The sequence below is a fragment of the Streptomyces sp. NPDC046876 genome (assembly GCF_040645035.1).
GTDB lineage: Bacteria > Actinomycetota > Actinomycetes > Streptomycetales > Streptomycetaceae > Streptomyces.
The window spans coordinates 15,397-28,517 of sequence record NZ_JBEYXK010000028.1; the positions used below are offsets into that span (position 1 = coordinate 15,397).

Consider the following 13,121-nt stretch of genomic DNA (forward strand, 5'->3'; position numbering starts at 1 on the left):
CGCTGCTCCCGCTACCGGGCGCGCAGCTCCCGCTTGAGGACCTTGCCGCTCGCGTTGCGCGGCAGTTCGGTGACGAACTCCACGGCGCGCGGGACCTTGTAGTTGGCCATCTCCCGCCGCGACCAGGCGATCAGGCCGTCGGCGGTGAGGGTGGAGCCGGGGCGGCGCACCGCGTACGCCTTGCCGACCTCGCCGAGGCGGGGGTCGGGGATGCCGACGACGGCGACGTCGGCGATGTCCGGGTGCAGGCCGAGGAGCTGCTCGATCTCGGCGGGGTAGGCGTTGAAGCCGCCGACGATGAACATGTCCTTGATCCGGTCGGTGATGCGCAGGTTGCCGTCGGGGTCCAGGACGCCGACGTCGCCGGTGCGCAGCCAGCCGTCCGGGGTGATGGCCTCGGCGGTCTCGGCCGGTGCCTCGAAGTAGCCCTGCATGACGTGGTGGCCGCTGACCCACACCTCGCCGGCCTCGCCCGCGGGCAGCGCGGTGCCGTCGGCGGCGGCGATGCGGATGCGGGTGCCGGGGATGGCGCGTCCTGAGGTGGCGGCGATGACGTGGTCCGGGTCGCCGCGGCGGCACATGCTGACGATGCCGCTGGCCTCGGAGAGCCCGTACGCGGTGAGCACGGTGGCGATGCGCAGTTCGCCGCGGAGCCGCTCGACGAGCCGGAGCGGGACGACGGCGGCGCCGGTGACGACGAGGCGCAGCGCGGAGAGGTCGTGGTGGTCGCGCTGGGGGTGGTCGAGGAGGGACTGGTGGAGGGTGGGCGGGCCGGGGAGTACGGAGATCCGCTCGGCGGCGATGTTGGCGAGGGCGGTGTCCACGCTGAAGACCGGCTGGGGGACCATCGTGGCCCCGCGCATGAGGCAGGCGAGGATGCCGGCCTTGTAGCCGAAGGTGTGGAAGAACGGGTTCACGATCAGGTAGCGGTCGCCCTCGCGCAGGCCCGCGAGCCCGCTCCACACCTCGTAGCAGCGCAGGGACTGGGCGTGGGTGATGACGGCGCCCTTGGGGCTGCCGGTGGTGCCGGAGGTGTAGATGATGTCGGAGGGGGCTTCGGGGCGGATGGCTTCGGCGCGCTGCCGCACCGCCGCGGCGGGCACGGCATCGCCTCCGGCCAGGAAGTCCTTCCAGGTCCGGAAGTCGGCGGGCGCGTCGTCGGAGAGCACGACGACCTGCTCGAGGTGCGGCAGCCCGGGCAGCGGCCCGCGGCCGGCCGCGGTCTCGCGGCCGCCCGCGGTCTCGCGGCCGCCCGGGGTCTCGGGGCCGACCCCTGGCCCGGTGGCCGCCGGCCCGTCCGGCCCCTCCCCCGCCGGGGCCTTCCCCGCGGCTCGGCGCAGGGAGGCCACGTAGGAGGTGCCGAGGAAGGTGCCGGTGACGAAGAGCAGGCGGGCGCGGCTGCGGCGCAGGACGTACGCCGCCTCCGTGCCCTTGAAGCGGGTGTTGAGCGGGACGAGGACGGCGCCGGCCGAGACCGCTCCCAGGGCGGAGACGATCCAGTCGAGGGTGTTGGGCGCCCAGACGGCCACGCGGTCGCCGGCCCGGATGCCGGCGGCGATCGCGGCGGCCGCGGCCCGCTCGACGCGGGCGCCGAGCTCGGCGTAGGTGATGCGGGTGCGGCCCTCGACCACCGCCTCCCGGTCGGCGTACCGCGCGGCGGCGTCGCGCACCAGTCCGGCGATGCTCCCCCAGCGCAGGTCCCCCCGCGCGTCCTCGACCTCCGGTGTCGCCGCGGGTGCGGCGCCGGCGCCGGCTGCCCCTGCGTCCTCGTCCATCGTCCGACCTCCCCGGGAACCAGTAGCTGACTGTTCGTCAGATTAGCTGTAGCCTTCGCGGCTGTCAGCACTGGCGCAAGCCCCCGGAGGTGGCGATGGCGGCAACACTCAAGGACGCCACGGCGATAGTCGGCATCGGGCAGACGGCCTTCGCCCGGCAACTCCCCCAGTCCGAGAAGGAACTGGCCTGCCGGGCGATCCTCGCCGCCCTCGCGGACGCCGGCATCGCACCCTCCGAGGTCGACGCCTTCGCCTCGTACACCATGGAGGAGACCGACGAGGTCGAGGTCGCCAAGGCCATCGGCGCCGGCGACGTCACCTTCTTCTCCAAGGTCGGCTACGGCGGCGGCGGCTCATGCGCCACCGTCGGCCACCTCGCCGCCGCCGTCGCCACCGGCCAGGCCACCGTCGGCGTGGCCTGGCGCTCCCGCAAACGCGGCTCCGGCCCCAGACCGTGGAAGAACACCGCGGTCCAGCTGCCCACCCCCGGCCAGTGGACCCGCCCCTTCGGGCTGCTGCGCCCCGCCGACGAGATCGCGATGCTGGCCCGCCGCTACATGCACGAGTACGGCGCCACCCGCGACCACCTCTTCAACGTGGCCATGGCCTGCCGCAACCGGGCCAACGAGAACCCCGCCGCGATCATGTACGAGCGGCCGCTGACCCGCGAGATGTACATGACCTCCCGCATGATCAGCGAGCCGCTGTGCCTCTTCGACAACTGCCTGGAGACCGACGGCGCGCTGGCCTGCGTCATCGTCTCCGCCGAGCGGGCCCGGGACTGCCGGCAGCAGCCGGTGTACGTGCACGCCGTCGCCCAGGGACTGCCCGCCCAGCACCACGGCATGGTCAACTACTGGAACGACGACCCGCTGTCCGGGCCCGCCTGGACCGCCGCCCGGCACCTCTGGAAGCAGGCCGACTTCGGGCCGCAGGACGTCGACGTCGCCCAGATCTACGACGCCTTCACCCCGCTGATCCCGCTGTCCCTGGAGGGCTACGGCTTCTGCGGGCGCGGCGAGGGCGGCGCCTTCACCGAGGGCGGGGCCCTGGAGACGGGCGGCCGGCTGCCGATCAACACCGGCGGCGGGGGCCTGTCGGAGGCCTACGTCCACGGCTTCAACCTGATCAACGAGGGCGTCAAGCAGCTGCGCGGCACCTCCACCGCCCAGGTGCCGGACGCCGCGACCTGCCTGGTGACGGCAGGCGAGGGCGTCCCGACGTCCGCGATCCTGCTGCGCGCGTGAGGAGCGAAGCCATGACGAACACGACGACCGCCACTGCTGCTCTTCCTCTTCCTGCCGAGGGCCTGCTCCTGCCCGTCCCCGACGAGGACGGCGCCCCGTTCTGGGAGTACGCCGCCCGCGGCGAACTCCGCATCCAGGCCTGCACCGCCTGCGGCAGACTCCGCTTCCCGCCGCGCCCCTGCTGCCCGCACTGCCAGTCCTTCGACTCCGCGTGGCAGCCGATGAGCGGCAAGGGCCGGATCTGGTCGTACGTGCGGCCGCATCCGCCGCTGCTGCCCGCGTACGCCGCGCAGGCCCCGTACAACGTGGTCCTCGTGGAGCTCGCCGAGGCCCCGCACATCCGGCTGGCCGGGAACCTGGTCACGGCTGCCGACGCCCCGCTGAACTCGGTGGATCCGGACCGGCTGCGGATCGGCGCGCGCGTACAGGTGGTGTTCGGGCAGGCCGGCGGCTTCGCCGTGCCGCGCTGGGTGCTGGAGCGGCCGTGACGCTGCGGGTGGAGCGGGACAAGGCCGACGGGGTCGCGGTCGTCACCCTGGACCGGGAGCGCCGCCACAACGCGATCGACCTGGCAACGGCGTCCGATCTTTCCGCACTGTGGCGGGAGTTGCGCCACGACGACGAGATCCGGGCGGTGGTGCTGACGGGGTCGGGCGAGGCCGCGTTCTGCACGGGCATCGACCGGGACGTCACCGTGCCGCAGCCCTCCTCTCCGTACTCGGTCGACGATCCGTTGCAGGCGATCGGCCCGAAGGCGGGCGACCTGTGGAAACCGGTCGTGGCCGCGGTCAACGGGATGGCGTGCGGCGGGGCGTTCTACCTGCTGGGCGAGTCGGAGTTCCTCATCGCCTCGCGGACCGCGACGTTCTTCGACCCGCACACCTCGTACGGCATGGTCAGCGCGTACGAGGCGGTGTACATGGCGCAGCGGATGCCGTTCGGGGAGGCGGCCCGGATGTCCCTGATGGGGACGGCGGAACGGCTCTCGGCGCAGCGCGCGTGCGAGATCGGGCTGGTCTCGGAGCTGGCCGAGCCCGGGGAGCTGCTGGAGGCGGCCCTGCGGGCGGCGCGGACGCTGGCCTCCTTCCCGACGGAGGCGGTACAGGGCACCGTACGGGCCCTGTGGTCGGCAAAACAGGCGGCCCTGCACCAGGCCCTGACCCAGGCCCCGACCCTGATCGCCCTGGGAAACCTACCCCCGGAGCAGCAGACCGCCCTGTTCACGAGCCGCCGCGCAACACCGAAACCCCGGGTGCGCTGACAGTTTTCATACATAAGATCAAGGCCTGTGGCACCGGGGGAGGCTCAATGCCAGTTGGTTCGGGCCCGGGTCGGCTCCGGGACAAGTGGACTGGTACCACGTACCCGCGCAGCGGGGTCGTGCCTGTGTCCGCTGCGGAGGTCCGGGAAGCGCTGCTCGCGGTCAACGGCCCGTCCAGGCGGTTCGTCGTGCGCCACGGCACCCCGAAGGAAGGTGCCGACCTGGTGGCCGAGTGCGAGATCCCTGCCCTCGACGTGGTCCTCAAGACTCGGATGCGCCTGAACGCTTCGGCAAACGAGGTGCGTGTCCTCGAAGAGCGGTGGGGCCCGACCCCCGAGGGCTCGGGTCGGCAATACGGCCGCGGGCCGGCGGACAGGGTCTACCGGCAGTGGGAGTTCAAGCAGGGTGCGGACGGCCGTCGACACAAGGTCGAGGCCTTCCGCTTCGACACCCGGGACATGAGGAATCCCCTGCAGAAGGTGGTCCTCGGCAGGGGATGGACCTGGCGCGGCGTGCTGTTCAGGCTATGACCGCGATACGGCTCCGCATCAGGTGATCTTGCCGACCTGGCAGCGCTGGACGTCGCCGACCTTGCCGGGGTTGGCCATCGGGACGGGGACCTTCCGGGTCTCGCGCGGCTTCAGGGTGACGCGGACCGTCATCTGGTCGACAGTGCCCGCCTTGCCCTCGAAGGTGACCGGCACGTCGACGTTGCGCTCGGTGTCGAGGTCGGAAGTCACCTGGAGTTCGGCCAGCGGGCGGCCGGACCCTGCGCAGGAGACGACCGTGGCGTGGGCGGGCGCGCCGCTCTGCTTGTTCTTGCTGCTGCCGCTGCTGCTGTTGCTGTTGCTGTCATTGCTGCTGCTGTGGCTCTTGCCGGACGAGCAGCCGTGGCCGCCGCTGCCGTGCTTGCCGTGACCGGACGAGAAGCCGGTGAGCGAGAGCACCACGACCGCGAGTGCTGCACTGAATCTGATACGACGTCCGGCCACCATGGCGCGATTCCTTCCCCCGGGACAACGGCGGGACACGCTACCAAACGGCTCCGACAGGACTGCCACAGCGCATTCTTCGCGCCAGTCGTGCAACCGCGCACCACCCTCCCCCCGTCCTTCACTGCATTCGCACACGATGCCGACGCCGCACGGCGAAGTGGCATGGTTGTCATGCATAGGATCAGGGTCTGCCGACGGGGGAGACACAACATGTCAGTTGAATCCGGCCAGGACCGGCACGTGGAGATGCGGCTCAATCATGTGCCGATGGACCCGGGCGGTTCCGGTGGTTCCGGTGGCGGGCAGGCGGACTTCGCATCCTCCGCCGCCGACAAGAAGGCAGCCGCCAACACCATCGAGACCGAGCTCGAGCCGAACACCAAGAAGGCCGCCGAGCACGCGGACGACGCCACCAGCACCGCCCAGAAGGGCTTCGACGGCTGGGAGACGGCCGCAGGCCTGAAGACGGTCGCGGAGACCTGGGACAAGCAGGTCAAGGTGCTGATGGGCAGGCTGTCCTCGGAGAAGGGCGCGCTGCGCGGGGCCTCGGGCCTGTTCGTGCAGAACGACTACGGCGTCGGCGGCTCCTTCCCGGGCTCGAAGTCCAAGCTGAACGGCCTGTAGGGGGAACCGAGCTGTGGCACTGAACTACCACGAGGTCATGACCACCGACCTCGGTCTGCTGACGACGGCGGCCGGCAAGTGGGACTCGATGGCCGCCGAACTGAACAAGGTCGAGACCCGCTACGGCGACACCGTCCAGAAGATCACGCTGGGCAACACCTGGGTCGGCGTCAGCGCCGGCACCGCCCAGAGCGGCTTCGCATCGACGCGCTACGAGTACGCCGCCGCGCAGACCCAGGCCAAGGCGATCGCGAGCCTGCTGCGCGATGCGCACACCCAGTTCGCCGACTTGAAGAAGAAACTCGAAAGCGCCCGCGACGACGCGATAGCCGCCGGCATGTCCGTCTCCGAGCAGGGCCGCGTCGCCTTCGACTGGTCCAAGCTCACCCCCGCCGAGCGCAGCGCCTACCACCACGACCCCGACGGCCAGAAGACCATCAGTGAAGCCGTCACCAAGTGGCAGAAGCACATCGACGACCGCGTCAAGGCGGTCGACGAGCTCGACCAGAACGTCAAGCTCGCGCTGAGCGCCGAGGTCATCGACAGCAACAAGGACGCCTTCGGCAAGGGCGCCGACGCCACGTTCAACGGGTTCAACGCCGGCGCCAAGGGCAAGCTGGACGAGGCCGTGAAGGACGGCAAGCTCCTGCAGGCCGCCACCGCCGCCGACGGAAAGCCGAAGGACGACGGCGTCACGGTGACCGGCCCCGATGTCGGCCTCACCATCAGCGGCGTCAAGAACGGCAAGGAAGGCCAGGTCAAGGCCTACGCCGACCTCTTCCACGCCAAGGCGGAGGGGTCGACCACCATGGGCGGGGTCAAGCTCTCCGGCATCGACGACCTCACCGTGGGCGCCCGCGCCAGCGCGAGTTGGGGCCTGACCGACAAGGGCGTCAACGGCAAGGCCGAGGTGTCCGCAGGCGTCCGTACGCTGACGGGCGGCAAGGCCGAGTACGGCCACGTCGGCGTCAACGGGCGCGTCGAGGGCTTCGCCGGCGCCGAGGCCCAGGCCGGTGTCGGCGCGGGCAAGGACGGCCTGAACGCCAGTGCGAAGGCGTTCGCCGGCGCCAAGGCCACCGCGGCCGGCGGCGGCGAGATCGCCGGCATCGGCGCCGGCGGTACGGCCGAGGGCTGGGCCGGTGCGGGCGTCGAGGCCAAGGCCACCTTCGGCAAGGGCGACGACGGCAAGTGGCACATCGGCGGCAAGGTGGGTGTCGCCGTCGGCGTCGGCGGATCCGTCGGCGCGGAGTTCACGGTCGACCCCCACAAGGTGGGCGAGGCCTTCGACGATGCGGCCGACGCGGTCGGCGACTTCGCCGGCGGGGTCAAGGACACGGTCGGCGGCTGGTTCGACTGATGTACGTTTCCCAGGGATCCGAGGAACAGGAAGGGGGCCCCGAAATGCCCGCGACACTGCCCGTGCCGATCGAATTCAGCCTGCCGGAGGGCTGGCAGGCGGCCCCACCGGACGAGGTCGGCGCCCCCGACGTGGCCTTCATCGCGCTGCACCCGCAGCCCGACGCCGGCTTCACCGCCAACATCACCATCGACGGCGACTTCCTGCCCGACGAGGTGACGCTGGAGGAACTGGCCGACGCCTCGGTGGACCGCGTGCGCGAGGCCACGGGCTCCGTGGCCCTCGTCGGCCGCCGCGAGATCGGCTCCCCCGAGTCGCCGGGCCTCACCCAGCGCCTCGCCCTGTCGGCCGTCGTCGCCGGCGCCGCCCGCGACCTCGCCCAGACGCAGGTGTACATGACCATCGTGGACGCCGTGGACCCGCACAAGCGCGCCATGATCCGCACCGTCCTGACGGCCACCGCCGCCCAGCACGACAGCGTCCTGCCGGACTTCCAGGCCTTCCTGCGCACGGTACGGCCGGACACCGGGACGGGGGCCTGACGGTGGGTCTGTTCGACAAGCTCAAGGGCACCCGGCACCCGGCGGACGGTGTCGCACCGCGGCCCGCCGCCGAGGTCCGGGAGGCGCTGCTCGCGGTCGGCGGCGCGGACAAGCCGTACGTCGTGCGCAACGCCCGCCCCGAGGAGAAGGCCGACCTGGTGGCGGAGTGGCGGGTCCTGGAGCCCGCCTGGCGGAACTTCTTCATCACCTCCCGCCTCGACCGCACCCTGAAGATCAGGCTGCGCCTGGTCGCCGACAAGCGCGAGGTGCGGGCGCTCGACGAGCAGCTGGAGGTCAGCTGGATCGGCGACACCCCCCGGATCGTGGTGTCGGCCGAGGCGAGCCGCGGGCAGGTGAACACGGTCTCCAAGCGGTGGACGATCGAGAAGGGCCCCGACGGCCGCCGCGGCCTGACCGAGGACTTCGGCTTCGATGCCTCGGAGCTGAAGGAGCCGCTGCGCGAGGCGGTCCTCGGCGCGGGCTGGACCTGGCGCGGCGTCCTCCTCAAGCTGTGAGCCGCCGCCGACTGTGGGACCGGTACATGGGCACGCACCACGCCGATGCGGGCGCCGTGCCGGTCCCCACGCAGGAGCTCCGGCACGCGCTGCTCGCGCTGAACGGGACGGGCGTGCCCTTCGGCATACGCGAGGCCGGCGGCGGGAAGGCCGACCTGCTGGCCGAGTGGCGGGTCCTGGAGCCCGCCTGGGGCTCCGGCACCAACCGCCGGCAGGTGGAGCGGACCTTCAAGATCTGGATGCGGCTGCTGCCCCAGGAGCGCGAGGTCCGCGCCATGGACGAGCAGCTGGCCGTGACGCGCGCCGGGCCGCCGCCGGGCTGGGTCGTGCAGCGCGAGGGCGGCCGCGGGCCGATCCGCAGGGTGCAACGGCAGCGGACGCTCGAACGGGGGCCTGACGGCCGCCGCCACTGGGTCGAATCGTTCCGCCTGGACACCCGGGACATGAAGGACCCGCTGCGCAAGACCGTGGTCGGCGCAGGGTGGACCTGGCGCGGGGCGTTCCGGCTCTGACGGGGGTTTGCGGCTGTGACGGATACGGCCGGACGGCCCCGTCCCCGAGGGGGAGGGGCCGTCCGGCCGTGTCAAGTCTGTGTGCCCGAAGGGTCAGGCCTGCTCGACGACGCCCGAGGCCGCGATCTCGATCTTGGCGCGGGTGGCGCCCGAGGGGGAGCCCAGCTTCTCGATCTGGTCGACGATGTCCTTGCCCTCCACGACCTCGCCGAAGACGACGTGCTTGCCGTCCAGCCACGGGGTGACGACCGTGGTGATGAAGAACTGCGAGCCGTTGGTGTTGCGGCCGGCGTTCGCCATCGACAGCAGGTACGGGCGGTCGTGCTTCAGCTGGAAGTTCTCGTCCGCGAACTTCTCGCCGTAGATGCTCTTGCCGCCGGTGCCGTTCTGGTTGGTGAAGTCACCGCCCTGCAGCATGAACTGCGGGATGACGCGGTGGAACGGCGAGCCCGCGTAGCCGTAGCCGTGCTGGCCGGTGGCCAGCTCGCGGAAGTTCTTCGTGGTCTTCGGGACCACGTCGTCGAAGAGGCGGAAGACGATGCGGCCCGCGGACTGGCCGTCGATGTTGATGTCGAAGTAGACGTTGCTCATGGGGTACATCCTGTCACTCCCGGTACCGTGCGCCACTCGGCGGGGCCGAAACCCCGCCGCCCGCCGCGGCCCGCGGTTCAGCCGGACGTACGGGTGCCCGTCCCCTTCGCCGCGTCCAGGGCGTACACGCAGCGGTCCTTGCTGCAGGCGTAGACGACGCCGCCCTCGGCCACCGGCGCGCCGGCGATCTCGCCGCCCGTGGCCAGCTTCCAGCGCAGCTGCCCGCCGGCCGCGTCCAGCGTGTACAGGCAGTGGTCGGCCGAGCCGAAGTGGACGCGCCCGTCGGCGACGGCCGGCGGGCCGGTGATCTCGCCGCCCGCGGCGAACCGCCACTTCGGGGTGCCGGTGACCGCGTCGAGCGTGTACAGGGCACTGCCCGCGCCGAGGTGGACGTTGCCGCCGGCGACCAGCACCGGGTCGGCGGAGGGCCGCGGCTCGGTGGCGATGCGCCAGCGGTCCTTGCCGGTGGCGGCGTCCAGGGCGTAGACGGTGCCGAGGTAGTCGGCGAGGTAGACGCCGCCGCCGGTGACGGCCGGGCCGGGCGCGAAGGCGGGCGGGGCCAGGAAGACCGCGGGGGCCTCGAAGTGCCAGCGGACCCGGCCGGAGGCGCGGTCGACGGACAGGACGCGGGTGCCGGCGGCGACGTAGACGTTGCCGTCCGGGCCGGGGGTGACGCGTACGGGGACGTTGCCGCAGGAGGCCGCGTCGCCGATCGGGTAGGACCAGGACTCCAGGCCGCTGCGGGCGTCGAGGGCGCGCAGCCGGGCGTCCTGCCACACGTACACGGTGCCGTCGTGCAGGACGGGCGCCGCCTCGGGGGTCTCGAAGTCGCTCTGGGCGCCGGTCAGCTCCCACAGCTTCTGCCCGTTGGAGGCCTCCCAGCCCTGTACGCCGCCGCCGCGGGTGGCGGTGATCACGGTGCCGCGTTCGGCGCGCAGGGCGTACACCCAGGCTTCGGTGGACAGCCGCCAGCGCTCGGCGCCGTCGGAGGCGTCGAGGGCGTAGAGGGAGGGTCCGTCGGAGGCGTGGATGCGGCCCTCGGCGACGGCCATGGACCAGGCCACGTCGCGGGTCTTGAACTGGCGGCGGCCGGTGGCGACGTCCAGGGCGTGCACCTCGAAGGAGGTGACGTAGAGCAGGTCGCCGGCGACGGTCGGGGTGCCCCAGACCTCGTTCGACATGCGGAACCGCCAGGGGCGCCAGCGGCCGCTGTCGGGGGCCTGGCCGGGCGCGGGCACGGCGGGCGACGACGCCCCGGCCGCGGAGGCCCCGGGGGACGCCGAAGACGCCGGGGACGCCGGGGCGGGCAGGTGCCCGGAGGCGGGTGCGGCGCCGCCGGGCGGACGGACCCAGCCGGTCGCGGAGTCGACCGCCCCGGCGTGCGCGGCGGGCGCTGCGGCGGTGGCGCGCGGCCCCGGCCCGATCGGGACGGGGGAACCGCCGAGGCGGACGGGCTCGCCGGACGGTGCGGGCGCGGCGGGCCGCGGCGGGTGCTGCGGGCGCTGCGGGAGGGGCTGGCCGGTGCGGGGGTCGGTCCACGGGTCGGCGGCGCCGCGGGGCTCGCGGCGCTGGGTGGGGCCGCCGTCGGAGGCCGGGCGGCCGCCGCTGCTTCCGCGGGGGCCGGGGGCGGGGACGGAGTGGGTGCGCTGGCCGCCCGCACGCCGGGTCTCGATCATCGCGACGGCCCGGCCCGGCAGCCACGCGGAGGCGGTGCCGCTGTCGTCGCCGCCGTCGAAGAGGTGCGGGGCGAGCTGCGCCTGGAGGTCGGCCGGGGTGGGCCGCAGGGAGGCGTCCATCTGCATGCAGGACTCGATGAGCGGGCGCAGCTCGTCGGGCAGCCCCTCGAGGTTGGGTTCCTCGCGCAGCAGCATGAACACCGTCTCGACCGGGTTGGCCCCGTGGTACGGCGGGTGTCCGGTCGCGGCGAAGACCAGCGTCGAGCCGAGGGAGAAGACGTCGCTGGCGCCCTTGACGCTGCGGGAGTCCTTGGCCTGCTCGGGCGACATGTAGGCGGGGGTGCCGACGGCGACGTTCGTCATGGTCAGGCGGGTGTTCGAGACGCCGCTGGCAATACCGAAGTCGATCACGCGGGGGCCGTCCTCGACCACCAGCACGTTGGACGGCTTCAGGTCGCGGTGGACCAGGCCCGCCCCGTGGATGGACTGCAGGGCCTCGGCGATGCCGGCGGCGAGCCAGCGCACGGCCTGGGCGGGCATCGGCCCGCACTCGTTGACGATCTCCTCCAGGGAGGGCGCGGGGACGTACGCGGTCGCCAGCCACGGCACGGCGGCGCGCGGGTCGGCGTCGACGACGGCCGCGGTGTAGAAGCCTGAGACGGCGCGGGCCGCCTCCACCTCACGGGTGAAGCGCACCCGGAACAGCTGGTCCTCGGCGAGCTCGGTCCGGACCGTTTTGATCGCCACGCGGCGTCCGGACGCCGACCGTGCGAGATAGACCAGCCCCATGCCGCCGGCGCCGAGCCGTCCCAGCACCTCGAAGGGGCCGATCCGTCTCGGGTCGTGCTGCGTCAGCTGCTCCACCACTCGCCTCACACCTCCCCGTACGGGCCTCTGCCTGGCCCGTTTCCACCTGCACGCGCGCCGGCACGGCGGTCGTCCCCGTGCAGCGTCTCATTCCGGGCACCGCCGGAAGTCGCGCAACCCCGATTCTGTCAGGCCCGCGGCCGGGGCGTGTCGTCACAGTCGGGCCGGGGCGTGGCGAGGTCAGCCCGCACCGTGTTCGGCGGCCTCCGAGAGCAGGGCGAAAACGGCGCCCTGGTTGTCGGCGACGACGGCGATCCGCCCGTAGGGCGTGTCGAAGGGGTCGGCGGTGACGCGGCCGCCGAGCCGTTTGACGGTCTCCACCGAGCGGTCGCAGTCGGGGACGGCGAAGTACGCGAGGAAGTGCGCGGGCATGACCTCCGGGAAGGCGTCGGTGATCAGGCTGCGCCCCAGGACGGCCGTCTCGGCGCCGGGCGCGCTGCCGGGCGGCGACCAGAGCCGGTATTCGACGCCGCTGCCGTCGTCGTCCTGGTCCTCGGGGACGTAGCCGAAGACCTTGGCGTAGAAGACGTCGACGGCGTCGCGGGCGCGGGTGTAGACCTCGGCCCAGCAGTACGTGAACGGCTCGCCGTGGGCCTCGAAGCCGTGGTGGGTGCCGGGCTGCCACAGGCCGAAGACGGCCCCGCCCGGGTCGGCGGCGAGGCCTGCGGTGCCGTAGGGGCCGACCGGCTGGGGGTCCATGACCATTTGGCCGCCGGAGGCGCGGATGCGGGCGGCGCAGGCGTAGGCGTCGGAGGTGTGGAGGTAGATCCCCCAGACGGTGGGCATGCGGCCGTCGGGCTTGGGGGCGAGGGCGGCGACGTTGCGGCCGTTGCTGTAGGCCTGGGTGTAGTGGCCGTACTCGGCGCCCGCGCTGTCGCCGAAGGTCCACCCGAAGAGCTCGCCGTAGAAGCGCTTGCCGGCCTCGACGTCGGGGAGCGAGGCGTCCACCCAGCAGGGCGTGCCTTCCGCGAATGCGGCCATTGCCCGTTTCCTTCCGCTCCGATCCCCCTGCGGCCATGATCCGCCCGAGGGCTTGTCCACAGCCTGTTGACAAGACTAATCGGGGGATAACCAACTGAACCGGGCGGGTCCCCTCACGTGGGGTGACCGGTCCGTTTCCGGCCGGAAACGGCCGCCCGCGCGGGCCCCGGCCCAGCTC

At 72.8% G+C, this 13,121-nt stretch carries 14 protein-coding genes; 9 read left to right on the forward strand and 5 right to left on the reverse strand.

Features of this window, described 5'->3' with window-relative positions; translation table 11 throughout:
• Nucleotides 1-11: 11 nt before the first annotated feature.
• Entirely contained in the window at nucleotides 12-1,775 is a 1,764-nt protein-coding gene (locus ABZ924_RS17505) for a fatty acid--CoA ligase family protein (RefSeq protein WP_361909889.1), read from the reverse strand.
• Between the two features lie 95 nt (nucleotides 1,776-1,870).
• On the opposite strand from ABZ924_RS17505, the gene ABZ924_RS17510 reads away from it, so the two are divergent.
• The 4 genes from ABZ924_RS17510 to ABZ924_RS17525 all read left to right on the forward strand — a co-directional run bounded on the left by ABZ924_RS17510 (nucleotide 1,871) and on the right by ABZ924_RS17525 (nucleotide 4,813).
• Nucleotides 1,871-3,022, forward strand: a complete 1,152-nt coding sequence (locus ABZ924_RS17510; RefSeq protein ID WP_361909891.1) for a lipid-transfer protein — start codon at nucleotides 1,871-1,873, stop codon at nucleotides 3,020-3,022.
• A gap of 11 nt (nucleotides 3,023-3,033) precedes the next feature.
• Nucleotides 3,034-3,510 (forward strand): OB-fold domain-containing protein, encoded by a 477-nt coding sequence (locus ABZ924_RS17515; RefSeq protein WP_361909894.1) that lies wholly within the window; start codon nucleotides 3,034-3,036, stop codon nucleotides 3,508-3,510.
• Entirely contained in the window at nucleotides 3,507-4,283 is a 777-nt protein-coding gene (locus ABZ924_RS17520) for an enoyl-CoA hydratase/isomerase family protein (RefSeq protein ID WP_361909897.1), read from the forward strand. The genes ABZ924_RS17515 and ABZ924_RS17520 overlap by 4 nt, the downstream gene beginning before the upstream one ends.
• 125 nt (nucleotides 4,284-4,408) lie before the next feature.
• Nucleotides 4,409-4,813 carry a hypothetical protein gene (locus ABZ924_RS17525; protein ID WP_361909899.1) on the forward strand — a complete coding sequence of 135 codons (405 nt, stop codon included), beginning with the start codon at nucleotides 4,409-4,411 and terminating at the stop codon, nucleotides 4,811-4,813.
• An 18-nt stretch (nucleotides 4,814-4,831) separates the two neighbouring features.
• Here the strand turns inward: ABZ924_RS17525 and ABZ924_RS17530 are convergent, their stop codons facing one another.
• Complete coding sequence (locus tag ABZ924_RS17530) at nucleotides 4,832-5,278, reverse strand: hypothetical protein (protein ID WP_361909902.1); 447 nt, start codon at nucleotides 5,276-5,278, stop codon at nucleotides 4,832-4,834.
• Nucleotides 5,279-5,545: 267 nt separating this feature from the next.
• Between ABZ924_RS17530 and ABZ924_RS17535 the strand changes: the two genes are divergently transcribed.
• The 5 genes from ABZ924_RS17535 to ABZ924_RS17555 are packed head-to-tail and all read left to right on the forward strand — an operon-like array spanning nucleotide 5,546 to nucleotide 8,828.
• Nucleotides 5,546-5,902 (forward strand): hypothetical protein, encoded by a 357-nt coding sequence (locus tag ABZ924_RS17535; RefSeq protein ID WP_361910040.1) that lies wholly within the window; start codon nucleotides 5,546-5,548, stop codon nucleotides 5,900-5,902.
• Between the two features lie 13 nt (nucleotides 5,903-5,915).
• Nucleotides 5,916-7,259: a hypothetical protein gene (locus ABZ924_RS17540; protein ID WP_361909905.1), complete on the forward strand. Its 1,344-nt coding sequence runs from the start codon at nucleotides 5,916-5,918 to the stop codon at nucleotides 7,257-7,259.
• Between the two features lie 44 nt (nucleotides 7,260-7,303).
• Complete coding sequence (locus ABZ924_RS17545; protein WP_361909907.1) at nucleotides 7,304-7,801, forward strand: hypothetical protein; 498 nt, start codon at nucleotides 7,304-7,306, stop codon at nucleotides 7,799-7,801.
• Nucleotides 7,802-7,803: 2 nt separating this feature from the next.
• Entirely contained in the window at nucleotides 7,804-8,316 is a 513-nt protein-coding gene (locus tag ABZ924_RS17550; RefSeq protein ID WP_361909910.1) for a hypothetical protein, read from the forward strand.
• Between the two features lie 26 nt (nucleotides 8,317-8,342).
• Nucleotides 8,343-8,828, forward strand: coding sequence for a hypothetical protein (locus ABZ924_RS17555; protein WP_361909912.1), 486 nt, complete (start codon nucleotides 8,343-8,345; stop codon nucleotides 8,826-8,828).
• A 93-nt stretch (nucleotides 8,829-8,921) separates the two neighbouring features.
• Here ABZ924_RS17555 and ABZ924_RS17560 read toward each other — a convergent pair whose 3' ends face one another.
• The 3 genes from ABZ924_RS17560 to ABZ924_RS17570 all read right to left on the reverse strand — a co-directional run bounded on the left by ABZ924_RS17560 (nucleotide 8,922) and on the right by ABZ924_RS17570 (nucleotide 12,943).
• Nucleotides 8,922-9,419 (reverse strand): peptidylprolyl isomerase, encoded by a 498-nt coding sequence (locus ABZ924_RS17560; protein ID WP_361909915.1) that lies wholly within the window; start codon nucleotides 9,417-9,419, stop codon nucleotides 8,922-8,924.
• 77 nt (nucleotides 9,420-9,496) lie between these two features.
• Entirely contained in the window at nucleotides 9,497-11,959 is a 2,463-nt protein-coding gene (locus ABZ924_RS17565; protein WP_361909917.1) for a PQQ-binding-like beta-propeller repeat protein, read from the reverse strand.
• 183 nt (nucleotides 11,960-12,142) lie between these two features.
• Nucleotides 12,143-12,943: a VOC family protein gene (locus tag ABZ924_RS17570; protein WP_361909920.1), complete on the reverse strand. Its 801-nt coding sequence runs from the start codon at nucleotides 12,941-12,943 to the stop codon at nucleotides 12,143-12,145.
• Nucleotides 12,944-13,121: the final 178 nt, after the last annotated feature.

What these genes read in the sequence shown, in the direction of transcription:
- ABZ924_RS17515 (WP_361909894.1), top strand. Translation starts at nt 3,034, where the DNA reads ATGACGAACACGACGACCGCCACTGCTGCTCTTCCTCTTCCTGCCGAG.
- ABZ924_RS17560 (WP_361909915.1), bottom strand. Translation starts at nt 9,419, where the DNA reads ATGAGCAACGTCTACTTCGACATCAACATCGACGGCCAGTCCGCGGGC.
- ABZ924_RS17510 (WP_361909891.1), top strand. Translation starts at nt 1,871, where the DNA reads ATGGCGGCAACACTCAAGGACGCCACGGCGATAGTCGGCATCGGGCAG.
- ABZ924_RS17505 (WP_361909889.1), bottom strand. Translation starts at nt 1,775, where the DNA reads ATGGACGAGGACGCAGGGGCAGCCGGCGCCGGCGCCGCACCCGCGGCG.
- ABZ924_RS17530 (WP_361909902.1), bottom strand. Translation starts at nt 5,278, where the DNA reads ATGGTGGCCGGACGTCGTATCAGATTCAGTGCAGCACTCGCGGTCGTG.
- ABZ924_RS17545 (WP_361909907.1), top strand. Translation starts at nt 7,304, where the DNA reads ATGCCCGCGACACTGCCCGTGCCGATCGAATTCAGCCTGCCGGAGGGC.
- ABZ924_RS17555 (WP_361909912.1), top strand. Translation starts at nt 8,343, where the DNA reads ATGGGCACGCACCACGCCGATGCGGGCGCCGTGCCGGTCCCCACGCAG.
- ABZ924_RS17535 (WP_361910040.1), top strand. Translation starts at nt 5,546, where the DNA reads ATGGACCCGGGCGGTTCCGGTGGTTCCGGTGGCGGGCAGGCGGACTTC.
- ABZ924_RS17570 (WP_361909920.1), bottom strand. Translation starts at nt 12,943, where the DNA reads ATGGCCGCATTCGCGGAAGGCACGCCCTGCTGGGTGGACGCCTCGCTC.